The sequence below is a fragment of the Clostridium sp. Marseille-P2415 genome, from assembly GCF_900155545.1.
In the GTDB taxonomy this organism is placed as follows: domain Bacteria; phylum Bacillota; class Clostridia; order Lachnospirales; family Lachnospiraceae; genus Lacrimispora.
This window is the reverse complement of sequence record NZ_LT732526.1, coordinates 368484-390676: the sequence shown is the minus strand read 5'-3', so window position 1 is coordinate 390676 and position 22193 is coordinate 368484. Positions and strand designations below refer to the sequence as shown.

General features: G+C 45.3%; 26 protein-coding genes and 1 pseudogene. 5 read left to right on the top strand and 22 right to left on the bottom strand.

Translation table 11 applies throughout. The features are described from left to right. From BQ9856_RS06735 to BQ9856_RS06715, 5 genes are all read right to left on the bottom strand, one after another. On the bottom strand, nucleotides 1–373 hold a 373-nt coding region (locus BQ9856_RS06735; RefSeq protein WP_077610350.1), incomplete at its 3' end, for a PadR family transcriptional regulator. Between the two features lie 190 nt (nucleotides 374–563). Beyond that, nucleotides 564–905, bottom strand: coding sequence for a hydrogenase maturation nickel metallochaperone HypA/HybF (locus BQ9856_RS06730; protein WP_077610349.1), 342 nt, complete (start codon nucleotides 903–905; stop codon nucleotides 564–566). Continuing rightward, entirely contained in the window at nucleotides 898–3588 is a 2691-nt protein-coding gene (locus BQ9856_RS06725) for an FAD-dependent oxidoreductase (protein ID WP_139348762.1), read from the bottom strand. Before BQ9856_RS06725 ends, BQ9856_RS06730 begins: the two co-directional genes overlap by 8 nt. 53 nt (nucleotides 3589–3641) lie before the next feature. Further along, complete coding sequence (gene hypB, locus BQ9856_RS06720) at nucleotides 3642–4307, bottom strand: hydrogenase nickel incorporation protein HypB (RefSeq protein WP_077610347.1); 666 nt, start codon at nucleotides 4305–4307, stop codon at nucleotides 3642–3644. Nucleotides 4308–4328: 21 nt separating this feature from the next. Continuing rightward, nucleotides 4329–5330, bottom strand: coding sequence for a DUF5692 family protein (locus BQ9856_RS06715; RefSeq protein WP_077610346.1), 1002 nt, complete (start codon nucleotides 5328–5330; stop codon nucleotides 4329–4331). Nucleotides 5331–5567: 237 nt separating this feature from the next. On the opposite strand from BQ9856_RS06715, the gene BQ9856_RS06710 reads away from it, so the two are divergent. After that, entirely contained in the window at nucleotides 5568–6275 is a 708-nt protein-coding gene (locus BQ9856_RS06710) for a FadR/GntR family transcriptional regulator (RefSeq protein WP_328587237.1), read from the top strand. Between the two features lie 79 nt (nucleotides 6276–6354). Here BQ9856_RS06710 and BQ9856_RS06705 read toward each other — a convergent pair whose 3' ends face one another. Next, nucleotides 6355–6588 carry a permease of phosphate ABC transporter gene (locus tag BQ9856_RS06705; RefSeq protein ID WP_328587236.1) on the bottom strand — a complete coding sequence of 78 codons (234 nt, stop codon included), beginning with the start codon at nucleotides 6586–6588 and terminating at the stop codon, nucleotides 6355–6357. A 116-nt stretch (nucleotides 6589–6704) separates the two neighbouring features. Continuing rightward, a pseudogene (locus BQ9856_RS06700) lies at nucleotides 6705–6923 on the bottom strand (winged helix-turn-helix transcriptional regulator); the annotation flags it as partial. Between BQ9856_RS06700 and BQ9856_RS25675 the strand changes: the two are divergent. After that, a complete protein-coding gene (locus BQ9856_RS25675) occupies nucleotides 6823–7155 on the top strand; it encodes a hypothetical protein (RefSeq protein WP_442855606.1) in 333 nt (110 codons plus the stop codon). The pseudogene BQ9856_RS06700 and the gene BQ9856_RS25675 overlap by 101 nt on opposite strands. Nucleotides 7156–7242: 87 nt before the next feature. On the opposite strand, the gene BQ9856_RS06690 is transcribed toward BQ9856_RS25675, so the two are convergent. The 7 genes from BQ9856_RS06690 to pdxA all read right to left on the bottom strand — a co-directional run bounded on the left by BQ9856_RS06690 (nucleotide 7243) and on the right by pdxA (nucleotide 13760). Next, complete coding sequence (locus BQ9856_RS06690; protein WP_077610342.1) at nucleotides 7243–7854, bottom strand: sugar O-acetyltransferase; 612 nt, start codon at nucleotides 7852–7854, stop codon at nucleotides 7243–7245. Nucleotides 7855–8057: 203 nt separating this feature from the next. After that, nucleotides 8058–9278, bottom strand: a complete 1221-nt coding sequence (locus BQ9856_RS06685) for a 6-phosphofructokinase (RefSeq protein ID WP_077610341.1) — start codon at nucleotides 9276–9278, stop codon at nucleotides 8058–8060. A gap of 8 nt (nucleotides 9279–9286) precedes the next feature. Continuing rightward, nucleotides 9287–9781 (bottom strand): YcxB family protein, encoded by a 495-nt coding sequence (locus BQ9856_RS06680; RefSeq protein WP_077610340.1) that lies wholly within the window; start codon nucleotides 9779–9781, stop codon nucleotides 9287–9289. Nucleotides 9782–9832: 51 nt separating this feature from the next. Further along, nucleotides 9833–10858: a 2-keto-3-deoxygluconate permease gene (locus BQ9856_RS06675; RefSeq protein ID WP_442855496.1), complete on the bottom strand. Its 1026-nt coding sequence runs from the start codon at nucleotides 10856–10858 to the stop codon at nucleotides 9833–9835. Nucleotides 10859–10882: 24 nt separating this feature from the next. Next, entirely contained in the window at nucleotides 10883–11347 is a 465-nt protein-coding gene (gene rpiB / locus BQ9856_RS06670) for a ribose 5-phosphate isomerase B (protein ID WP_077610339.1), read from the bottom strand. A 14-nt stretch (nucleotides 11348–11361) separates the two neighbouring features. Next, nucleotides 11362–12708 (bottom strand): four-carbon acid sugar kinase family protein, encoded by a 1347-nt coding sequence (locus BQ9856_RS06665; protein ID WP_077613275.1) that lies wholly within the window; start codon nucleotides 12706–12708, stop codon nucleotides 11362–11364. Nucleotides 12709–12734: 26 nt separating this feature from the next. Beyond that, the gene (gene pdxA, locus BQ9856_RS06660) at nucleotides 12735–13760 is read right to left on the bottom strand and encodes a 4-hydroxythreonine-4-phosphate dehydrogenase PdxA (protein WP_235839166.1); all 1026 of its coding nucleotides are present in this window, start codon (nucleotides 13758–13760) and stop codon (nucleotides 12735–12737) included. 334 nt (nucleotides 13761–14094) lie between these two features. On the opposite strand from pdxA, the gene tpiA reads away from it, so the two are divergent. Continuing rightward, on the top strand, nucleotides 14095–14901 hold the full coding sequence (gene tpiA / locus BQ9856_RS06655; protein ID WP_077610338.1) for a triose-phosphate isomerase: 807 nt from the start codon (nucleotides 14095–14097) through the stop codon (nucleotides 14899–14901). A gap of 42 nt (nucleotides 14902–14943) precedes the next feature. On the opposite strand, the gene BQ9856_RS06650 is transcribed toward tpiA, so the two are convergent. The 4 genes from BQ9856_RS06650 to BQ9856_RS06635 all read right to left on the bottom strand — a co-directional run bounded on the left by BQ9856_RS06650 (nucleotide 14944) and on the right by BQ9856_RS06635 (nucleotide 17505). Further along, entirely contained in the window at nucleotides 14944–15708 is a 765-nt protein-coding gene (locus BQ9856_RS06650) for a DeoR/GlpR family DNA-binding transcription regulator (RefSeq protein ID WP_077610337.1), read from the bottom strand. Nucleotides 15709–15869: 161 nt separating this feature from the next. Further along, nucleotides 15870–16739 carry a shikimate dehydrogenase gene (aroE, locus tag BQ9856_RS06645; RefSeq protein WP_077610336.1) on the bottom strand — a complete coding sequence of 290 codons (870 nt, stop codon included), beginning with the start codon at nucleotides 16737–16739 and terminating at the stop codon, nucleotides 15870–15872. Between the two features lie 126 nt (nucleotides 16740–16865). Further along, entirely contained in the window at nucleotides 16866–17234 is a 369-nt protein-coding gene (locus BQ9856_RS06640) for a DUF4180 domain-containing protein (RefSeq protein ID WP_077610335.1), read from the bottom strand. A 49-nt stretch (nucleotides 17235–17283) separates the two neighbouring features. Continuing rightward, a complete protein-coding gene (locus tag BQ9856_RS06635) occupies nucleotides 17284–17505 on the bottom strand; it encodes a hypothetical protein (protein ID WP_139348668.1) in 222 nt (73 codons plus the stop codon). A 65-nt stretch (nucleotides 17506–17570) separates the two neighbouring features. Here BQ9856_RS06635 and BQ9856_RS06630 point away from each other — a divergent pair, with 65 nt between their 5' ends. Beyond that, complete coding sequence (locus BQ9856_RS06630) at nucleotides 17571–17828, top strand: hypothetical protein (RefSeq protein ID WP_077610333.1); 258 nt, start codon at nucleotides 17571–17573, stop codon at nucleotides 17826–17828. On the opposite strand, the gene BQ9856_RS06625 is transcribed toward BQ9856_RS06630, so the two are convergent. The 4 genes from BQ9856_RS06625 to BQ9856_RS06610 form a co-directional block, all read right to left on the bottom strand. Continuing rightward, nucleotides 17814–18500, bottom strand: a complete 687-nt coding sequence (locus BQ9856_RS06625) for a DUF554 domain-containing protein (RefSeq protein WP_077610332.1) — start codon at nucleotides 18498–18500, stop codon at nucleotides 17814–17816. The two genes, BQ9856_RS06630 and BQ9856_RS06625, sit on opposite strands and share 15 nt — an antisense overlap. A gap of 48 nt (nucleotides 18501–18548) precedes the next feature. Continuing rightward, complete coding sequence (locus BQ9856_RS06620; RefSeq protein WP_077613273.1) at nucleotides 18549–19367, bottom strand: MerR family transcriptional regulator; 819 nt, start codon at nucleotides 19365–19367, stop codon at nucleotides 18549–18551. A 77-nt stretch (nucleotides 19368–19444) separates the two neighbouring features. Next, nucleotides 19445–20224 carry a hypothetical protein gene (locus BQ9856_RS06615; protein ID WP_077610331.1) on the bottom strand — a complete coding sequence of 260 codons (780 nt, stop codon included), beginning with the start codon at nucleotides 20222–20224 and terminating at the stop codon, nucleotides 19445–19447. Nucleotides 20225–20498: 274 nt separating this feature from the next. Further along, nucleotides 20499–21017, bottom strand: coding sequence for a DUF1456 family protein (locus BQ9856_RS06610; protein WP_077610330.1), 519 nt, complete (start codon nucleotides 21015–21017; stop codon nucleotides 20499–20501). A 216-nt stretch (nucleotides 21018–21233) separates the two neighbouring features. Here BQ9856_RS06610 and BQ9856_RS06605 point away from each other — a divergent pair, with 216 nt between their 5' ends. Beyond that, nucleotides 21234–22193: an aromatic acid exporter family protein gene (locus tag BQ9856_RS06605; protein ID WP_077610329.1), complete on the top strand. Its 960-nt coding sequence runs from the start codon at nucleotides 21234–21236 to the stop codon at nucleotides 22191–22193.

Sequence of the window (22193 nt, the reverse complement as noted above, 5' to 3'; positions counted from 1 at the left end):
TTACAACGGGTTCAATCATTTTAACAAGAGCTTTTAAATTGGCAATTGCATTTTCTTTGGGCAAAAATTCATAAAAGAAAATCTTTACCAAATGGTCTTGTCTTGACTTTTCGAAAAGGACCGGTTCCGCAACCCAATTCAAAAAAGCTTCTTTTCCGCTCTCGGTGATCCGGTATACCTTCTTATACTTACTCCCCTCAACAGATTCATGAAACAGAACCAGGCGCTTACTCTCCAGCCTCTTTAGCGCCGGATAGATACTTCCAAAGCTCGCATCAAAGAAATAGGATGTTGAATAAGTCATCCATTGCTTTAAGTCATATCCGCTTTTTTCACCGTTCATGAGGAATCCAAGAATTATGAATTCTAGCATAATTGCCTCCTTTGTCTATTTTATATCGATCATATATATATCGTATCGATATATTGGTTTTATATTACACCTCAATATTTTTCTTGTCAATCTTTTTTTACCGCTATCTTACGCTATTTTCCGGTAGTAAAAAAGCCAGCATAAAAGTTTGATAAAAATCAACTCCTTACACCGGCTTTTCTGCACTCCATTAACAGGCCACAATTTCTTTAATCATAAACTCCCGTCCGCCAAGCAATTCCCAGGAAGTACTCCCGCAAACAGGGCATTTATGTAAGTTCTCCAGGACATGGAATACTTTACCGCATTGGCAGCATCGTCCATTTCCCGGAATGATTTCAATCTCCAGACGGGTGTTTTCCAGCAGCGTGCCGTAAACAGCGGCGGGATAACACTGCTCCACATAATAAGGTACCACCGAAGCCAGCTCGCCGATCTGCAGCACCAGCGTTTCCACCTTTGTCAGCTGCTGCTCGCGGGCGATATTCTCTACCACGCGCACTACCTCAGCGATAATACCCAACTCATGCATGGAACGCCTCCTGTCTGCTCATTGCCTTACGAATTTTTTTCATGGTTATTTTCGCTCTGCGTTTTACCACATGGGGCAAAACCGCTTTTTTCATATCCAGCAGGGATACGCCTTCCCCGTCATATCGGCGTATCAGTGAGATTGCATCAAATTTACACTTGGTGGTACACTGGCCGCAGCCTACGCACAGGAATTCATCCACCACTGCGGCCCCGCAGCCCAGGCAGCGTTCCGTCTCTTTTTGTACCTGCTCTTCGGTAAAGGTACCGCGTTCATCGGAGAAGCTGTGAGGATTTGCCTTTTGTCTGACCTTCTGACGGGGCATGCGGTCATAGGTCTCCAATACAAGGGAATCTTTATCCAGGGACTTATATTCACGGCGGTCCCGTCCAATGACGAGGCTCTGGCCCGGCTGTACAAACCGGTGGATGGAAACCGCTCCCTGCTTACCCGCCGCAATCGCATCAATGGCAAATCCGGGGCCGGTAAACGCGTCTCCGCCGGCAAAGATATCCGGCTCATCAGTCTGGTAAGTAAAGGGGTCGGCCTTTATGGTACCGTCAGGATTGCAGACAATCCCTGTGCCTTTAAGCAGATTGCCCCAGCTTATGGTCTGACCGACGGAAAGCAATACCCAGTCAGCTTCCGCTATCATAGTATCACGATCATCGAACACAGGCGTAAAACGGCCGTTTTTATCAAACACCGATACACAGCGCCGGAACTCAACCCCCGTAACCCGTCCGTTTTCCGCAATAATCCGGACCGGGCCCCAGCCATTATGAATCCCTATGTTTTCTTCCTTTGCCTCCTCCAGTTCATCATGTGAGGCCGGCATTTCCTCCGGGCTCTCAAGACAGTAAAGCTCCACGTTTTCAGCCTCCGCACGGGCAGCCGTGCGCGCAACATCTATTGCCACGTTTCCGCCGCCGATCACAATGGCCTTCCCAAACAGCTTCACATCTTCCAGACGGTTTATACGGCGGATAAAATCAATGCCGGAATATACCCCCCCGGCTTCTTCGCCTTCTATCCCAAGACCGCGGCCTTCCTGAGCGCCGATTGCCAGGTAAAAAGCCTCAAATCCCTGTCTGCGCAGCTGCCCGATGGTAATATCCCTTCCCACTTCCACGCCTGTTTTGAATTCCACGCCCAGCTTGCGGAGTACATTGATTTCTGCATGAACCACGTCTTTTCCCAAACGGAAGGACGGGATTCCCATCATCAGCATCCCGCCTGGCTCCTTTTCCTTTTCAAACACGGTCACCTTATATCCATCCACTGCAAGAAAATAGGCACAGGAAAGGCCGGCCGGACCTGCTCCGACCACAGCTATGGGCCGGCCATAGCTGTGGCGTTTTTCCGGAACAAAACAACGGGCTTCATTTAAGTCCTGATAAGCGATAAATTTTTTAATCTCATCAATTGCTACGGGTTCATCAATGTCTCCCCGGGTACAGGCCGATTCACACCGGCGGTTACAGATGCTTCCGCAGACAGCAGGGAACGGGTTTTCCTTTTTAATCAGTTCCAGTGCTTCGGTATACCGTCCCTGGGCGGCAAGCTTTATGTATCCCTGTACTGCAATGTGCGCAGGGCATTGGGTTTTACAGGGAGAAGTGCCGGTATCAACAACATTTTTCCGGTTGGTGCGGTACTCTGTATTCCAGCGCTCCGGCGTCCATTCCGTATTCCGGGGTGTTTCCTCACGTACGATCCTGTTTATCACCGGCTTTGTTGAACAGATCTTCTGGCCGAGCACAAGTGCATTGACCGGGCAGTTTTCCACACATTGTCCGCAGGCCACACATTTTTCCCGGTCAATCTGTGAGATATAGTTTGACCGGACCATATCGGCATTCAGAAACATCTGTGCGGTCCGCATGGAAAGACAGCCGCATCCGCAGCAGTTGCAGATGGCGTGAGTCCTGCCGTCTCCGTCCAGGTTCGGTATCTCATGCATCAGGCCGTTTTCCTCTGCCCGGTGCAGGATCTGGCAGACTTCTTCTTTTTCCACCTTTCTTCCCCGCCCGGTCCGTATGTAATATTCGGCTGCATGCCCCATCTGGATGCACATATCCTCCTTTAAATGTCCGCAGCCCTCTCCCATGATCTCCCGCACCGTACGGCAGGAACAGTTGGACACGGAAAAAATGTCATGCTCATCAATATGCTTTGATAACTCTTCATAGGAAGCCCGGCGGCTCTCGCCGCTTATGGCTTTTTCAATAGGGATCACCCGCATGAGGCCGATTCCCACCGGTGTCATTCCTGCGGTCTTTCCGCCGCGGATGCGGCCGTAGGCTTCAAATGCCTCTGGGATCTGCGGATACCTGATGGGATTGGTGGGGTGATTTGTCATCATCTCCATAATGCCCGGTACCCAGGTATCATACCAGAAGGTATCCTTTCCTTCTATGGTATTGACAAAGCACACGCCAATATCCGCAAGCTCCAGAAGGAGCCGGTGGCATTCCTCTGCCGGTTTCTTTAAGCGTCCCGCAACCGTTTCGGCAGTTACCTTCTCGCGAATGGCCATGGCCATGCAGATATCAGCCATGGAATCGGTAACTACCGGCTCCAGGATCCGGTATTCGGGTGCATTGTAATCATAAGCGTCTTTCGCCCCCGGTTTCTTTCGTCCAATGTGATTTGCCAAAGCAAGAATTTTAGGATTCCCGATGTATTTTTCATTTCTGTCCACGGTGGAAGGTTTTATTGTTTTTTCAGCCATATTCAAAGGAACCTCCTTACCTCATCGCGCAGCCAGCCGGCCCATTCGTCCATTCCTTCTCCGGTACGGGCGGAAATCGGGATCACTTTTGCACCTGGGTTCCGCTCCCTGATCCGTTCACGTACTGCTTTAAGATTGAAATCAAAATAAGGCAGCACATCAATTTTATTGATCAGGACCACCTGGCAGACGCTGAACATGAGCGGATATTTAAGCGGTTTGTCGTCCCCCTCCGGCACTGACAAAATCATGGCGTTTTTCACCGCTCCGGTATCAAACTCAGCCGGGCAGACAAGGTTTCCCACATTTTCCAGAATAGCGAGGTCAAGCCCAACTGTGCCAAGGCCTGTAAGCCCCTGCCTCGTCATGCCTGCATCCAGATGACACATACCGCCGGTGTGCAGCTGTATGACCTTTACACCGGTCTCTTCTATGGCACGCGCATCTACATCAGAATCAATGTCCGCTTCCATAACTCCGATGGAAAACTCATGTTTCAACCGTTCCAGGGTCCCCCGCAGAGTTGTTGTCTTCCCCGCTCCGGGAGAGGACATTAAGTTAAGCAGAAATACGCCCTGCTCTTTCAGCTCACACCGCAGTTTATCTGCCTCACGGTCATTATCTGCGTACACGCTCTTTTTGATCTCCAGTATTCGTAAGTCATTCATGCCCGTTTCTCCTCCTTTCTGTTATCTTGCCGCTGCTGATTCTTCTGCCAGAATTTTTACGGTATGATAGGCTTTTAAATCAATATAGAGTTCCTGGGTATAAGGGTTCCGGTGACTCTTTCGTGCTTTGTAAACCATATAAATTGTAACGCCGGCATTGAACAGCAATGCGGTCAGGCTGACTGCAAAATAAATCCCTGGATTATAGGTGGAATCGACCCGGAAGCGTCCGGTATCCTGAAACATCGGAAACGTCTGGGCAAACATGCACCACAATGCCAGCGTATGCGCCCGGTGCTGCAGCCATGCCCCTTTTCCAATGGTAAATGAGCAGACGGTGGGTGCCAGCAGCAGGGCAAGGCCGCAATACCACGCATGATGGGGCAGGCAGTTATAGGTGTAAGCAAAATTCCACAGATCGTAAGCTGCAATCCAGAACCACAGCATATCCGGCCAGAGCATATCCCGGCTGCCGTCTTTTTTCGTAACCTTACGGAGACAGATGCCGGACCACCCGGTTATGGTGACGATATTAAGCAGTCCTGCAGCCGCATTCATAAAATTCCAGGGACCTCCCATCAGAAGAACCGGCACGTCAGCGGTCACCTCCTGTGACATCAATTGACAGGTAATTCCCACTTGTATATCCCGGGTAACAGCCTCCAGGATGTTAACAGCCAGTATCAAAGGCGGGAAACACAGTGCAATGCGGCTGTCGGCAAGACGCCAGACCGTTCCATCCCTGCGTTTTCTCACAAAATAGCGGATCAGCCAAAAGCCGATGCAGCCCGCTGTTGCAGAATAGACCTTGGCAAGGTGGAACCAGTCGGTATAGGTTCTCTTTCTCAAAACCGTGAACCAAAGGGCCGATAAAACAACCGGCATCACAACAAAAAAAAGGACCCCCATGACCTTATAACGGCGGGACACCTCATTGAAAAGGAATAACGCAGCAAAAACACAAAGCCATGCAAGCAGCGAAGAACTGAGGGAAGCTCCCTCACCATAATGAAATACAAACATTTTCATACCTCCATCATGTAAACCTTTGGCGACTTCTTCTGGTCATACCAAAAGTAAAATATTTGTTTATATTTTAACGCTTTCTTAATTTGAATGTCAAAGACGATTTGATATATTGTTCTAAAATCAGGATATTCAACAGATTTAGCCCTTGCTTTTTGTATAGGATAACTGTAAAATAATGGTTGTGGTCATTGGTCATACCAGTGACAATAAAATAGCAGCGGGGGATCATTTATGATGGAATTCAGAAAGCTTAGCGCACCTACATTGAAAGAACTTTTTATAAAAGAACTGGAGTCTTACATTCTCTCCGGCCGCCTGCCGGTGGGCACCAGACTTCCTCCCGAGAGGGAACTTGCCTCATCCATGCAGGTCAGCCGCTCGGTGGTCAACGCCGGAATCGCAGAACTGGCCGGCAAGGGTTTTCTCGTGATCCGTCCACGCTTAGGTATTTTTGTAGCCGATTACCGGAAGGATGGTACCATTGACACCTTTTTATCAATCGTTAATTATAATGGCGGCATCTTGCGGCGAGAGGAAGTCCGTTCCATTTTAGAGCTCCGTATTGCTCTGGATACGCTGGCCATCGAACTTTTTGCGGCGCGCATCACGGATCAGGAAATCGCACAGCTTCGCGCCTTCACCGAAGAAATCGGCCGTATCAATCACCCGGAATACGCCGTAGATCAGGCATTTTCATTTCATCATCATCTTGCGCTGTTTTCCGGCAATTCCCTGCTGCCGTTAATCTTTCGTTCTTTTAAATCACTGACCTGTACCCTGTGGCTGCGCTTTTGCGCATTATACGGAGTTCCTGCACTGTATGAAAATACAAATGAACTTTGTACCCATATTGAAGAACGGGACTTTTCCGGAGCGGTCAGTTATTTGAAACGCTCCCTGCAGGAGAGCATTGACGGTCACCGGCAGATTTATTATTAACAGCAATAAAAAAACTGGTTATATCCGTATCTTTGCTTCATCAAGCATACGGATATAACCAGCCTCGCGCCAATTACAATCAGCTTCCCATTTTTTCATCCACTGCAATCTTTATAAATTCCGCCATAAGCAGTATATAGCTGAATACAAAAACAACACCCGCTGCTGCAAGAGGCCATTTCCTCTTTTTCTCAGGAATTGATAATCCTATCATGATCCCTACTGCACACAGGCATATCTTTAAAAGTGCGAAATCCTTTAACTCACACCTTTGAACATATATGTTTGCATAATCAAACAACTTTTTCATCATTGCCGCCTCCTTAAATTAATTTTCTTCCGCTTGTGCATCTGTCCTGTCATTAGTATACGCTTTTGGTAAAATTTTATTATGTGCGAAGAAAATCATTTTAAAAAAGCAGATGCCGCCTAGATCCTGTTCTCACTGCCCCAGACGCACATCATATCCAGAACAGGTATTAGCGACTTTCCTCTCTCGGATAAACAGTATTCCACTTTTGGCGGAATCTGAGGATATTCCGTCCGGATGATCAGCTGGTCCGCTTCCATTTCCTTCAGCGTGGTACTCAGCGTCTTAAATGAAATGGTACCGATACATCGCTTGAGCTCATTGAACCGCATGACCGTTTTATGCTCGGATAACCAGTACATAAAAATCAAAGAGTGTATGCTTCTTACATGCGGAGAAACAGGAGATACCGCTGATTTTGATGGCATAACCGCTACCTATAAAAGCATAGCCGCTTATCAAAAATGGACTGACAGAGGGATCCTGGCCGTACCCGGCGTTAATGCAAGAAGTGATATCAGAAACACTTCCGCGCTTGAGACCGCAGAAAGACTGGGGAAAACGTTTTAACCATTTCCCGTTATATTCGGATAATACATGAAACATATACCGGCATATCAGAAGGAAAAGGCAGGCCTGCCTTTTCCTTTTCCTGCATTACCGATAGTCCTGTACATCAAATTCTCTATCCTTATAATAATATTTCCGGTCCTCCTCCACGATCTCCCGGATTACCCTGCAAGGGCTTCCCACAGCAATCATATTATCCGGTATATCCCTGGTCACAACACTGCCCGCGCCGATCACCACATTGTTTCCTATGGTAACCCCGGGATTAATGATGACATTGCCTCCGATCCACACATTGTCCCCTATGATAACTGCGATCCCGTATTCATACCCCGAATTCCTGGAATCCGGATGAACCGGGTGGCCAGCGGTATAAATTGAAACATTGGGTGCGAACATCACATTATCACCGATCACCACCTTGCCGACATCAAGGATCGTACAATTGTAATTGGCAAAAAAGTTGTTTCCAACCTCGATATTCGTTCCATAATCACAACGAAACGGCGCTTCAATGTGGACATTCTCTCCTACTTTTCCAAGAATACGCCGAATTAATCCATCCTTTTTTTCTTCTTCATCCGGGCGCAGCGAATTATACTCATAAATCTTAAGCTTATTCTCCATTCTCTCTTCACTGAGTCCATCCAGCCAGGCTTTGTAAGGCAGTCCTGCAAGCATTCTTTCCTTCTGGTTCATAATCACTGATTCCTTTCCTTTATTCTATTGATTCGAGCAGATAATTGTTCGATATCATTTCTTATTTATACGGACATGCTTAATTATATCATATCATAAGCAGAAATGAGGAGCGGTATTCCGACCGTTCCTCATTTATTTTGACACATTTTCTTTTTATTTTCAACCGGAAAAGTGCCATCAGCAACCTGGCTTCTCTCTTTTCAGATGATGATATGGGAAGGAATTCCATTCACATACATGACATTCGCTTCCCCCTGTATCAGAGGGAGCAGATATTGCATCATTTCATCAGTAATATCATGACCATTTTCATGTATCATTTCAGCCGGAACCTTTTTTTCGCGGTTGGCTACGCGGCCCACCGGAACCGATGTATACTCCACGGCATAAGGGCTGGAACCCAGCCTCCGGATGGACGCCATTACTCCGTTTTTTCCCTCCACCGCACACTGCAGAGCTTTCCCGCCAAGCATTCTGGCTTCCTTTAAATCCGTATCGCTGGCGACATGGGCAGCGCAGCGCTGCATTAAGTTCAATTCAACTGACCTTACTTTGCACCCGATTTTTTCACGGATAAGCGATTCCAGTATCCTGCCTGTTCCGGAAATATATTTGTGGCCAAAGGCATCCGCCATATCCGATTGTGCTTCTTCCGATATATACTTGCCGTTTCGGTCCTTCAGTCCTTCGCTGACCGCGATCAGAAGTGCTTTTTTCCGTTCCATGGCTTCTTTTACATCGGAAAGAAATTTCTCCTTGCTGAAAACATGTTCACACAAATAAATCAATTCCGGCCCTGCTCCGCCGTTTATCCTGGATAGAGCCGATGCCGCAGTGAGCCAGCCGGCATTTCTTCCCATGACCTCCACAATGGTAATAGCCGGTACAGGATAAACGGATATATCCCTCTCCAGTTCTGCAAACGTAGTTGCGATATATTTCGCCGCCGAACCAAACCCCGGACAATGGTCCGTTTCTGCAAGATCATTATCAATGGTTTTCGGCACTCCTGCAACCATGATATCTTCGATCTGTTTTTCCCTGCAGTATTCGGAAAGCTTATAAACCGTATCCATGGAATCATTTCCCCCGATATAAATAAAATAGGAGATGCTGTATTTCCTCATGATGCGGATAAATTCCTCATACTGTCCTTCCTGTTCCTTCCAGGGTTTCAGGATGAAACGGCAGGACCCCAGAGCAGAGGAAGGGGTCTGGCAAAGCAGTTCAATATCCATGGCGCTCTTTACTGCTTCTTTTAAGTCAATGATTTTCTCTTCAAACACCCCCTGGATTCCATTGACCGCACCATAAATGCCATCCACCCCAGCACTAATGAGTGCGGCTTCCATGACTCCCGCCAGGCTTGCATTGATCGCTGCCGTAGGCCCTCCGGACTGGGCTATCAAAAGATTCTTCATAAAAACTCCTATCTGATATAAATTTTATCTCTTGTCACATTTTCTGCAATCAGCTTCATTACCGGTATAAAGAATTCTCCAAAGCTTTCCTTCGGTAATATGAGCGCTTCCTCTTTGCCGACATAAAAGGCAATGTCCTTTGGAGTTGAAATGGCTTTTTCAACCTGACTCCAGGAATAGCTGTTCTCACGTTCCAGAATCCGTTCCGAGATCCCTTGTTCATGGAATACATAGGAGATTTCCTGCTGATAGCAGGGAGCCATCATCATTTTCCTGGCTCTCATCTTTAGGGTAAAGGGTGTATAAGATAAAAACAGCATACCTGCAGCTGCATACATGACTGCCTGGGGGACTTCTATTTTATCCATGCCAAGCAGGATCCCGCCTGTGATCATGACGGAAAGACCAAGTACATTTATCAGAAAGCCTGAAAATTTTGAATAAGTATGGAACAACAATAAATCATAGAGAAACTCACTTTTCATTCTGACGTTAATTTTCATAGATACCTCCAATCCGCCTGCTTAAGACTTAAAACCTGCCCCCTTATGATTTTATTTCGCTTTAGCAGCCGCCCAGCCTTCCGGAGAATAGATTCCTGCTTTCCTCTTTCTCATCATGTTGTCAAAAAAGGCCACAATAAACGGACACAGGAACAAGGTTATGATGGAAGCTGTGGCACATTGAGCGGTTGCCATTTCTGTGTACTGGGCCATGGTTGGATCTGCCTCGGCAACGGCAGCCGGTGTCATGGCGGAATTTAAGGCTGTGGTACCGATTGCCGCTCCCATAGCGTTTCTCTCCTTCTTTGGAAGAAGAAGATTAAACAATAAAAAGAACACCACTGCAGTAGCCGCAGATATAAGGCCAAGTATGATTCCGGAAGCGCCGGCTGTTATGATTGTTTTCATATCCGTTTTCGCTCCGATTGAAATGGTCATAAAGAATGTGATGATCGGCTGTGCGGTGGCACACACCCTGCGGAACTCTTTGTCGATATTTCCCCAGATAAAACCGATCAATATGGGGATTATGGTTGCGACCAGGCTGTTGATCGGAATCGAAGCAAGTCCTGTTGCCCCCAATGCGATCAGGGTAAAGAACGGTCCGTCATTTAAGGATAGTACGGAAATCGCGCCTGTGTCCGTCGCATTGCCAAACTGTGAGGATAACGAAATATATAAGGATCCGTTTGAGTTTGTAATGGCAGCGATCCATACAAAGGGAGCGATTCCCAGGAAACCGTTCACACCGCATAATTTTCCCACCAGCAATCCGATCACAACACCAAAAATAAATTTGATCCCAGTCAGGGTGATGCCTTTATAAAGGGGCATTCCAACCTGCCTGATATTAATGGATGATCCGCAAACGATCAGGAACAACCCCATCATGGCAGCGTTCCCCTGATAGAACAAAGCCGTTACATATCCTCCGATCTGAAATGCCTGCGGAAAAAATGTTGCAATTAAAACAGCCATTACCAATGGTATGATAACCAGACCACCAGGCAGCTTTTTCATCTTATTCAGTAAATCCAGATCTGTCCCCTGTTTCTCTGCATTATTTGCATCCTTCACCGTAAATACCTCCCATACATTTGATTAATTACTTCTTTCCTTCTCCAGATACTCTCTTTCATATTCCATGATCTTATCTACCTTTGGCGCGGAACCACCTCCTGAAAAATCGCATTTTAACCAGATATCAACCAGACATTTTGCAAGCTCTGCCCCGATGACCCGTTCCCCCATACACATGATCTGCGCATCGTTGCTTTTTCTGGACCGTTCTGCTGAGAACGGATCATGGCACACCGCGGCACGGATACCCGGAACCTTATTTGCAGTGATCGCCATTCCGATTCCTGTTCCGCAGACCAATATCCCCCGTTCAAAATCACCTCTTGCAACTGCCTCCGCAACCTTTACTGCCACATCCGGATAAAGAACCACTTCTCCCGGTCCGGCGCCAAAATCTTCATATTCCACACCGATATCATTAAGATGCTTCATGACTTCCGATTTCAAACAATAAGCTGCTTCATCACATCCAATTGCCACTTTCATTTCCTTATCCTCCTTTAAGTTCTTGTTGCTTCTAAAAACAGACGGTCCACAATATCGATTGCGGTGCGGTCCGTACCGGTAAGCCCTCCCTTGCCTACAATCGGCAATCCGTCATAATTTCCCGACAGCCGGCCGACATCCGTCTGTGCAATCACGTAGTCCAGAACTTCAATGCATTCAACACCCAGCTGATAACAGACATTCACCATGGTATCACCGCCTGTTGTATAGAGTCCGGCTATCTTATCTCTTCCTGCTGCTTCCAGTATTTTTGATACAATCATCCCAAGCCCTGCATTGATTCTGTTTGCGCACATGCCACCGGAATACTGTCTTTTGGCATCCTCTTCCGATAAGTTTAACAACTCTCCGTGCAGTGCTGTTTCAATAAGAATGGCTCTGGGCAGAGTCTCTTCCTTTAAGCATTGAAGTGCGGAGCGGACTGCTTTTCCCACTTCTGCCAAAGCTTCGTCGCTCCCATTAATAAGCGGTACCGGCTCAACAGGGATTCGTATCACCCTTTGATCCTCACACAATACCTCCATCTGGCGTTTGGTCACAGGGGTTGCACTGCCTGCCGCGATTAATACGGTCTTGTTTAATCCTTCTCCGCTGCCATCCGGAATATTGGGTTCCTCTCTTTTTATGAGGTTCCTGCAAAATGCCAGCTTCGCCGTAAACGCACCGGGATCAACGGCTACCACATTCCACTCCAGCTCCACACAGGCTTTTGCGGCCGCCTCCACATCATCAAGCGTGACCCCGTCCACTACAATTACCTGTTTCCCTTCTGATCTGACCTTAGTAAGCCTATCCTTTATTGCCTCGGCCCCCTGCAATACCGTATCCAATGTAATAAGCCCCACGCACCGTCTTGTCTGCTTTTCCAACAGGCGCGGGATGTAGTTTTCATATACCGGTGTCCGCACATCCTGGGCTACCGGCGTACGTATCAGTGCCATTCCGTCAATGACGGAAAAACCGCCTACCAGGATCCGTCTGGACTGGGGCATGGCCGGTACAACAACCGCAACCGCATCTTCCTCCATACAATCCATCATCGCATCGATTTCAACCCCAACTCCCCCTCGAAGCGTTGTATCGATCCGCTTGGAAAAATACTTTACCCCCATTCTCTGCAGTGCCAGAGTTGCTGATCGCACTTTTTCATAGGCTTCGTCTGCAGGCAGGGCCCTGCTGTTGCTGCTCACTAATATCGCGTCCAGCTGTTCCGCCTGCTGCGCATGTTCTGCGGCTTCTTCGTTAAAAAACACTGCTGTTCTTGCTTTCGACCTGGCAAGCAGCACACCGGTGGTGGTGGCTCCTGTTAAATCGTCAGCTACTGCTCCAATAAGCGGCATACCGTCTCCTCCATTCTCCGGCTTCATTACCTGTCACTTTTCTTGCGGTGCATGAGCGCTGCATATTCTGAAACGACTCTGGTGGACTCAATCAGGCTGACTGCTCCTGCGATTCCCTTGCCTGCAATATCAAACGCGGTCCCATGGTCTACGGAACTTCGGATAAAAGGAAGTCCAAAGGTCAATGTAACGGACTTTTCAAAATCCAGGGTCTTACATGCGATGTGTCCCTGGTCATGATATAACGATAAAATCCCATCATAGCATCCGGATTTTCCGATATGGAATACGGAATCCGCAGGACAGGGACCGATAGCATCTATTCCCATATTCTGTGCCGCCTTAACAGCCGGAATCAAATGATCGATCTCTTCTGTCCCGAATAATCCGTTATCACCGCCATGGGGATTTAATGCAGCTACCGCAATACGCGGTCTTTCAATTCCAACCTTTTTTAGTTCTTTATCAATGTTGATGACATATTCCAATACTCTCTCCTTCGTAGCATATCTGCATGCATCCAAAAGGGACATATGCCTGCTTACAAAGAAGACCCGCAGCTTATGACAGGAAAACATGGTCAATGCATAGGGGGATTTTGTCACGTTCTGATAGATTTCTGTATGCCCCGGTTCTTTGATACCAATCAGCTTGATCGCACCCTTATGTATGGGTGCGGTAGAAACCGCATCCACCCGGCCTGCCATGCCCAGCTCAATGGATTTCATGATCCAGTCAATGCTCATCTGTCCGGCCAGCGCCTGTACTTCTCCCCAGACAACGGAATCCGTATCATAGCTTCCGGTCTCAAGCACATCAACGCATCCCATTTCATAGTTCGCTTCCGAAGGATCTGTAATCTTATGATAGCTTAATTCCTTATTTAATATTTTGGCTGCCCGCTTCAGGATATCGATGCTGCCAATGACGAATGGTTTGCAGCACTCATGAATTTCCGGTGCCAGCATGGCTGCGGCAACTGTCTCCGGTCCTATGCCCGCCGGATCTCCCATGGTTATTGCGGTAACCGGTTTAAACTTTACATCAATCATTTTACTTTCCTCTCATTTTTTGTTTTGTTTTAACTTCTTTTTTCTTTTTTCTTGTTTGCTTTATTTATGTTTCATTTTCGTGTTTATGTATATATTACAACTATTTTCTATGTTTTTCAATACAAATATATTTTTTTGTCATTATTACTGTTTTTATCCGACCGTTTTAGTGCATTTTATACAAGCTATTTATTTTCGTTTAATTTCTTTTATCTTATTATTTATTCTTTTTTATTTCTTTTTATCTTGAAAAATATACTATTTTGTTTTACACTATTCTCATAATTAATCTGCTGCCTCATTTTAAGATTCATTCCAGAAAGGAAAATCATTCATGAAGAAAAAATTATTTTTCGGTACCAATTTAAAAATGTATAAAAACATCAGAGAAACAACGGAATACGTACGGCTTTTGCAAAGCCTTACAGAAGAAATCAGCCGGGAGGAAATGGAATTATTCGTCATACCTTCCTACACCTCCTTAAGCAGTGCTGCTTCCAGCATTGATAAACAGTACATTACTCTGGGAGCTCAAAATATGTGCTGGAAAGAAAACGGGCAGTTTACGGGCGAGATTTCACCCTTGATGTTAAAAGAAATGGATATCAATCTGATTATGATCGGACATTCGGAAAGGCGTCACGTATTCGGCGAGACGGACCCCATAGAGAATCAGAAAGTCAAATGCGCCCTGGAGCATAATATGACCGCTCTTCTTTGCATTGGCGAGACTCTGGAAGAGAAAGATTACGGTATCAGCGTTGAAGTGCTCCGTACCCAATTAAAAATCGGCCTTCATGATATCCCGGTTGCCGGACTTTCAAACATCTGGATCGCTTACGAACCCGTCTGGGCCATTGGGGCAAACGGAATTCCGGCTTCGGCAGAATATGCGGAGGAAAAGCACCTGGCAATCAAAAAATGCCTGATAGAGTTGTTTGGAGAGGCCGCCAGGGATATCCCCGTTTTATACGGCGGAAGCGTCAACCCCGGAAACGCCGGCGAGCTTATCAGAAAGCCTTCCATTGACGGATTGTTTACCGGAAGAAGTGCCTGGGAAGCCCATGCCTTTAACAAACTGATCCGAAATACGATGCAGGCTTACAAAAGTTCGGGGTCGTTTGGCTCGTTGCCCGCGTAAATAAAAAACGGCAGCTGCCGATTTCTCAACAGCTGCCTTATCTTAAACGATATCAATCGCCACATGATCCCGATGGGCCATTTCAAGATATTCTTTTTTTATTTCATTATCTGTAATGATTCTGGTTATTTCGGACAGAGGGCTTACCACAAGTACATAACCGCCCCCGAATTTACTGCTGTCCACCAAAAGATATACTTCTTTTGAGGCTTTTAGGATTGCTTTCTTCACCTGCATCTGCGGGGACCCGATCGACGTGATCCCTACATCAAAATTGATTCCATGGGCGCTGATAAATGCCTTATCCGCATGGCATTCCTCCAGATTACCAATGGTCGCATCTCCCATTGTCGAAGACAGCTTTCCGCCAACCTGTCCTCCCAGTAAAAATAAATTCACATGCCTGGCATCTGACAGTTCTCCTGCTGCCACCAGCGAATTAGTAATTACAAGCAAGTGCTTGGAAGGATTCTCCTTTATGATACGTGCAAGATAATAGCTTGTTGAAGCATCATCCAAAATAATGGTATCGTTATCTTCGATATATTCATAAGCTTTTTCCGCAATTCTCTGCTTCTTATCGGCATTTTTATATACGGTTTCCGCATTGTACAATACCACTACCTGGGCTCCTGCTTTTGTCGCGCCGCCGTGGATACGGTTTAATAATCCCATCTCTTCCAGCTTCTGGATATCATTGCGGATGGTTACTTCCGAACATTCCAGCTGTTTGCTGACATCCGCTACTCTTATGCTGCTTTTTTCTTCCAATTCCTGCAGTATAAATTCCATCCTCTTGTTTATCAATACAGTCTTCCTTTCCTTCCCATAATTTTCTCTTCTATTATCTTACTATTTTAACATTGTTTTCACAAGTATTATTTATGTTTTCTTTTTTTTATTTTCGTTTATGACTATTATATGTGTCCCCGGAAAAACCTGTATCCCAAGATGTATCTCTCTTTCTGTTAACGGAAGAATAACTCTTTCACTTCTTCTACCGGCATTTCCCGGCCTGTATAAAGCTTGAATGCGGCAGCTCCCTGCCACACAAGCATTCCCTGTCCGTCTATGCAGGTACATCCGGCCCCTTTTGCCTCTTTTAACATCCTGGTTTCCTTTGGATTATAAACAGCATCCACAACAACCAGGCCCGGATGGAACATGGTAACGTCCTTGACAACGCTTTCGTCATCCATTGGCTTCATACCTACGATTGTCGCATTGGCAAAAATATCGCTGGAAGCAATTTCTTCCCTCATCTTCTCCATATCTGCAATATCGAATACATTCACCACGCATTCCGGCATTTCCTGCCTGATTTTTTCTGCAGTTTGGATGGTCCTCTCAAAGAATGCATCTTTGATATTGAAAATGGAGACTTCCTTTGCTCCCTCTAACGCACACTGCACCTGGATTGCGGTAGCAGCCCCGCCGCCGCCGCAGACAGTGATTTTCTTACCTGCGATTTCAACTCCATGATCACGGAGATTATCTACAAAGCCCTGTCCATCTGTAATGTGGCCGATCAATCTTCCATCTTCATTTACAATGGTATTAACCGCACCGATGATACGGGCAGCCGGCGACAACTCATCCATGTATTTCGCAGCTTCGTTCTTGCATGGCATTGTTACATTACAGCCTCTCATATGAAAGGTTTTCATGGCATCGACTGCCTTTACAACTTCATCAACCTTAATATCAAAAGCAAGATATGCGTAATCCAGTCCCAGCTTCTCAAAGCTGTAATTATACATAGCCGGCGATCCGGAATGTCCTACCGGTGAGCCAATCAGTCCTAACAAGCCCGTCTTTCCTGATATTCTTTTTTCCATCGTCTTTTCTCCTTAAGTCAGATATTTTTTATTACCGATAACATACACTTCTTTCGCCGGCTTGTCAACTTCTTCTCCTAATGGGGTCTTCTCCTAATGGGTTATCATCGGGATATCCCAACTGATTCAGCTCACTGATGACAGCTTCTCAATGCCTTCATCCACGGTACCAACAAAGAAAAAATCCTTTCCGTGATTACATTCATACATAAAATCTTTGAACGGCTTACCGGTATAACCGGAAAAATCACCGACGATGGCAATTTTTATGCCATAGTTTATAAATTTTTGAAGGATTTCTCCGGCAAGACAAGTACTTAATTTAAAAAAATCTTCTGTTATGGCCGCCTTATAAAGTACCATACAGTCACTGCCCGTTTCATATTTTACCGTTGCAATCAAATCAAGAGCTGATGGGACATCCTTGATCAATGGATACTCACTTTGTATCCATGCAACCGGTATGCTGTTTCTTATTATTATTTTTACATCCATGCTTATCATTCTCCTTAAAGAATACCCTTGATCTGTGTTTTCATATCTATTACTGTTTGTTTTCATATCCTGTGTCATCGAGCATGGAAATGGTACCTAACATCTCTTCCATAAAATCAAGCTCACCCCAAAGCAATATCTTCAATTTCCCATCCTTTTCGTAATATTTCATATTTATGGTTGAATTCTGCATCGAAGGGTCTTTGCCATTCATAATGGCAATCAGCGTGTTGGATATCCGCATATACTGGTCTTTATGGATCTGCTCCATTTCCACAACCGTTGAAACATTAACTGTTCTTTTTGTAAAATGGGGGCGCATATCCTGGGAGGAGAATGCAACAACCTGTTCTTCCCCCGACCGGCCCTTATTATGATCCAGAAAGGCATTTAAATCCTCTTCCGATACCCTCTGGACTTGTTTCCATAAACTCCATGGCGTGGGGCAGCTTTCTTGGCGTACTCAAACCCAAAAGCAAACAGGGCATTTCCCATGGCGATGTCATCGACCTGACCCGCAAAAACATTGAAGGCTTTGATGTTTGTGAGTTCTATGTTGACCTGGTAAATAAACTGAAATTAAAAGGAATGTAATATCGATTTTATTAAAAACCACAAAATCGGTACAAATAAAGATGGCAGCATATTTAACGTCCTGCAATCCTTGATTTTCAGAATGGAAAGACCGGAACTGAAAATCAGAAAGCCGCCTACAATGGATATCTCAGTCAGTAATTCAGCCGTCAAAAAAGCAGATAAGTACCCGGAAAGAAGATAGATGCTTCCCTGCCACAAGAATAAAACAACTGCAGATAAGACAATCCCAATCCCATAGGCAGATGCCAGGACTAATGAAGTAACGAAGTCCAGCGTTGCATTTGTAAACAGGTAAGTATTGTCGCCATGAAGCGCGCTTTCCATGGGACCCAGAATTGACAGGGTTCCAATACAGAATAACAGTATTGCAGAGGACAGCCCCTGCCCCAGATTTCCTTTTGAGAAACGGGCTGTGACCATTTCAAACCGTTCTACCAGATTAAGCATGGTGCCCATGAGGCTGCCTGCTGCAAGACTGATGATAAACAATACAGGGAAACTGCTCTCAGGCATATTCTGAACCATTGCATTGATGCCCAGGCCGCAGGCAGCAAGTCCCATTGCATGGTATAATGCATCCTGATATTTTTCTCCTATCCCTTTCTTAACACAGCTTCCAATTACGCTGCCTGCCAGAATGGCAGCAGTATTTACAACCGTTCCTATCATAATAATTCCTCCTTCCCCCAAAATATAAACCCTCCAATAGTTAGAGGGTCAATATTTTTTGTATGGAATTTGTATTTCAGTCGTAAACCTGGAAGTATCGCTGGTGAGTCCATAATCAATCAAAGCAAACTCAATGGAATCTCCGGCAAGCTCATACCCCTTTTGTTCCATATATCGAAACAGGTTATTATAGGCAGGTTTTGCATCCTTATGTGTTCCGTGAAAGCGCATGGTGAGATAACTGCCTCCGGTCAGGCACATGGCACAGTCCGTGCTGTCGTCCTCTGGTTCCATGATCACAAAAATTGCAGAAAATTTATCAAAATTACCCTTCTTCAGATTCTCACTTGAAATCGATACCCCGACTTTCCCCAGAAACATGACTGAGTTTAGTCCATTGCTTCGCTCTAATTCACGAATCGGAGGCTCCAGATCGTCAGCAACGGAAATTTCTTTCTTTAAAATGGCAATCATTCTATCATCCAGCCGGCGTTCTGCAATTCTGCCATATTCCGTTTGATAAGCATCCTCGATCTGCACGATCCTGCTCTGAATTTTTCTTTCTATCCGATCTAAGTACTCCCATTCTTCTTCGACCTGCCTTTTCTGCTCTTTCAGAATTTCAAGCATCTTCTTATCATCACGGTTTTCAAAGAAATCCCGGATTTTAGGAAGGGGCACATTTAAGGAACGGAGATAACGGATTGTGTTCAGACACTCAAACTGCCGGGTGGAATAATACCGGTACCCGTTTTTTTCATCCTGGAATTCCGGCTTTAGAAGGGAAATCTTATCATAGTGGCGAAGCAGGCGGACGTCTATATGAAACAATTTTGAAACTTCTCCTATTGAAAACAATTCATTCATGATATCCCTCCCTAAACAGCCATTCATAAAAACAGTATAGCAGATTTTTTCCATTTTACAAGCCATTGCACCGGTATTTAAAATGGCACCACGGTTAATTTGTTTATGAAACAAAAGTATTGATAAAATTCTTCTGCTTCCTGCCGGCGCTCTTTATCGCTGATTATATTTTTCATATCATTTAAAATCTGCTGCATGGTTATATTGGAAAAATATTTTAATTCCACATTTCCCCACTTTGAAATTTCCGAATCTTCGGAAAAATAATCCCAATAGTACAGGGTCTCTTTGCCTTCCAGACAGATCCTGTATTTTTCATGGCTCCGGATCATTCCATCCCTGCAGGCTGAACTTTCAAAATTATCCTTCAGCATAAAAGCACCTATGATACGCCGTCTCTTTTCTGCGGTTCCCTTTGGACATTCCGTAAGGAGGCAGGCTGAATTTAACTTGAGCCTCACCGGAAGCTTGGGTTTTCCTTTCGAGCTTCCGCTCTGGTAGGAGCCTGCATATACCGACCATGAAGAAAAAACGCTTTGCCTGTCATTTTCGACAAATCCAAAGGCCGCCTGTGAATCCGGACGGACTTTCAAGCTGTGTATCTCCTCCAGGCGTTCCTGTTCACTGATTTCATCTGCTCTTCTGCTTTCTTCCTCCTGTATGATGTGTTCCAGCATTTTATCCATTTCTGTTTGCATATTTTTGTCCTTGAGGGTCAGAAATTTCACAAAGGAATTTGGATATAAAAACTTTTTTTCTCCCTGCGGAAACAATATGGTAATATATTTTTCCCCTAATTCCTTTACGGTACCCTCTCCGAACTTCATATGGCTTACTGCCATTCCTTCTAACTTCATATTTCCTCTCCTTTCAAAAAAAAGAAGGGCTTTTCATATCTGTGCCTTAACACAATACCAAAAGCCCTTCTTTAAAAGACGGTTCTTTACTTGTAGATCATTCAATTGTTAACGAATATTAAATACAATCCCGAAAGAATACATCTATTCTTTTAAAAATCATTGTTTTAACAATCAATTATATTATAACACAAAAAAAATAATAAGCAATACCCTGTATCGCTCCGGCTGCAGACATACAGGGGCTTAAAGCCAAACCGGCTGTTTTTCATTCTTATTTTCTATATCTGATTGCCAGACCTTTTAAGAAATTTCTGACATACCGATCCTGGCATTCTTTATAATTCCGCTGCCCTTCTCTTCGCAATACTGCACTTAATTCACCGTTTGACAGATTTAATCCGGCGGCCTTAAATATAGCGAGCATGTCGTCTCCCGTAAGAGACAGCGCAATTTTTACTTTTTTCAGGAAGACATTATTGACCGATTTATTATCTCTGATCATATACAAGGGCTTCTCCGGTTCCCCTGGTTTTGGCTCCTGTTTTCCACGTTTAAAAATAATGAAACCATTCAGAAAGGATTCCAGCATAAAATTATCACATATCCTTCTGTTTTCATTGACAGGCTTATCCTCACCGGAAAGCCCCTGACCGGCCTGCGGCTTTAACAGGATCTTTTGAAGTTCTTCTTTCGTTACTGTGATTCCGCCCAGTTTGAATATCCCGACCATATCCGAATCCTTTATATCCACTGCATATCTGAATCTTATTAATATATCGTTGTTATCCATATGACTCCTTTTTTTAAACATAACCGTTTCTGTACCATAAAAAGAATTATACTAATTTGTATGTGAAATGGCAATATCTATTTTCTCCCGCCCAATCATACGAACAGCAAAGTTTTTGATGTGATGTCCTTAAAAATATGATATACTGGGAACACAAACCGCCTTATCATCAACTCAAGACCTTGTTATCCGATTGCATACAAGAGGTGAGATCACATGGACAAAGAAAAAGTGATAAAAAGTATTAAGATTGCCCTTGCAGCAGTATTTGCAATTACGGCTGCAGCCGAGATCGGTTTAAAATATTCTGCTACAGCCGGCATCATTACGGTGCTCAGCATTCAGAACACAAAGAGGGAAACCATCAAAAGTGCCAGAAACAGGACACTGGCATTTGTATGGGCTTTGATACTGGCCGCAGGTGTATTTCGCCTTCTGGGCTTTACCCTCATTGCTTTTGCAGGATATCTTCTGCTCTTTGCCCTTCTGTGCCTGTATGCGGACTGGGGAGAAGCAATTGCCATGGACTCCGTTTTGATCACCCATTTTCTGTCAGAGAAGTCCATGTCCGCCTCTCTGATGATGAACGAGATCGCTCTGTTCCTGATCGGCACTACGGTAGGCGTCCTGGTCAATATGCACCTGCGCAAAAGGGGAAACGTGTTTCAAAAACTGGCGGATGATGTGGATCATCAGATTAAGGGAGTCCTGAACCGCATGTCCCACTGGCTTTTAGAAGAGGATAAAAGCAAATACGGTCCGGAATGCCTGGACCAGCTGCAGGAAAGCCTGAAGCTGGCAAAAGCATGCGCGTGGAATAATTATAACAATGCACTCTGGAAAAAAGACACCTATGAAGTTGATTATATCCAGATGCGGCAGCAGCAAAGCATAGTACTGAAGGAAATTTATGAAAACATCAAAAGCATTACCTGCCTGCCCAGACAGGCAAAGCAGGTAGCGGAACTGTTGGAAGGGATTGAACGCGGTTATCACAGAAACAATACGGTGGAAGGGCTCTTACAGGAATTGGACCTTTTGTTTCAGGATTTAAAGGGCCACGAGCTTCCTTCTGACCGGGAGGAATTTGAGGCCAGGGCGATCCTGTTTTATATTTTAAATCAGATCAAAAGACTGCTGATGCTAAAACGGGACTTTGTTTTGTCCCACTCGTGA

Excerpts from the sequence above, each read along its gene's own strand:
- BQ9856_RS06730 (WP_077610349.1), bottom strand. The coding sequence starts at position 905 with ATGCATGAGTTGGGTATTATCGCTGAGGTAGTGCGCGTGGTAGAGAAT.
- hypB (WP_077610347.1), bottom strand. The coding sequence starts at position 4,307 with ATGAATGACTTACGAATACTGGAGATCAAAAAGAGCGTGTACGCAGAT.
- BQ9856_RS06715 (WP_077610346.1), bottom strand. The coding sequence starts at position 5,330 with ATGTTTGTATTTCATTATGGTGAGGGAGCTTCCCTCAGTTCTTCGCTG.
- BQ9856_RS06710 (WP_328587237.1), top strand. The coding sequence starts at position 5,568 with ATGATGGAATTCAGAAAGCTTAGCGCACCTACATTGAAAGAACTTTTT.
- BQ9856_RS06705 (WP_328587236.1), bottom strand. The coding sequence starts at position 6,588 with ATGATGAAAAAGTTGTTTGATTATGCAAACATATATGTTCAAAGGTGT.
- BQ9856_RS25675 (WP_442855606.1), top strand. The coding sequence starts at position 6,823 with ATGATCAGCTGGTCCGCTTCCATTTCCTTCAGCGTGGTACTCAGCGTC.
- BQ9856_RS06690 (WP_077610342.1), bottom strand. The coding sequence starts at position 7,854 with ATGAACCAGAAGGAAAGAATGCTTGCAGGACTGCCTTACAAAGCCTGG.
- BQ9856_RS06685 (WP_077610341.1), bottom strand. The coding sequence starts at position 9,278 with ATGAAGAATCTTTTGATAGCCCAGTCCGGAGGGCCTACGGCAGCGATC.
- BQ9856_RS06680 (WP_077610340.1), bottom strand. The coding sequence starts at position 9,781 with ATGAAAATTAACGTCAGAATGAAAAGTGAGTTTCTCTATGATTTATTG.
- rpiB (WP_077610339.1), bottom strand. The coding sequence starts at position 11,347 with ATGAAAGTGGCAATTGGATGTGATGAAGCAGCTTATTGTTTGAAATCG.
- BQ9856_RS06665 (WP_077613275.1), bottom strand. The coding sequence starts at position 12,708 with ATGCCGCTTATTGGAGCAGTAGCTGACGATTTAACAGGAGCCACCACC.
- pdxA (WP_235839166.1), bottom strand. The coding sequence starts at position 13,760 with ATGATTGATGTAAAGTTTAAACCGGTTACCGCAATAACCATGGGAGAT.
- tpiA (WP_077610338.1), top strand. The coding sequence starts at position 14,095 with ATGAAGAAAAAATTATTTTTCGGTACCAATTTAAAAATGTATAAAAAC.
- aroE (WP_077610336.1), bottom strand. The coding sequence starts at position 16,739 with ATGGAAAAAAGAATATCAGGAAAGACGGGCTTGTTAGGACTGATTGGC.
- BQ9856_RS06640 (WP_077610335.1), bottom strand. The coding sequence starts at position 17,234 with ATGGATGTAAAAATAATAATAAGAAACAGCATACCGGTTGCATGGATA.
- BQ9856_RS06635 (WP_139348668.1), bottom strand. The coding sequence starts at position 17,505 with ATGGAGCAGATCCATAAAGACCAGTATATGCGGATATCCAACACGCTG.
- BQ9856_RS06630 (WP_077610333.1), top strand. The coding sequence starts at position 17,571 with ATGCAACAACCTGTTCTTCCCCCGACCGGCCCTTATTATGATCCAGAA.
- BQ9856_RS06625 (WP_077610332.1), bottom strand. The coding sequence starts at position 18,500 with ATGATAGGAACGGTTGTAAATACTGCTGCCATTCTGGCAGGCAGCGTA.
- BQ9856_RS06620 (WP_077613273.1), bottom strand. The coding sequence starts at position 19,367 with ATGAATGAATTGTTTTCAATAGGAGAAGTTTCAAAATTGTTTCATATA.
- BQ9856_RS06615 (WP_077610331.1), bottom strand. The coding sequence starts at position 20,224 with ATGAAGTTAGAAGGAATGGCAGTAAGCCATATGAAGTTCGGAGAGGGT.
- BQ9856_RS06610 (WP_077610330.1), bottom strand. The coding sequence starts at position 21,017 with ATGGATAACAACGATATATTAATAAGATTCAGATATGCAGTGGATATA.
- BQ9856_RS06605 (WP_077610329.1), top strand. The coding sequence starts at position 21,234 with ATGGACAAAGAAAAAGTGATAAAAAGTATTAAGATTGCCCTTGCAGCA.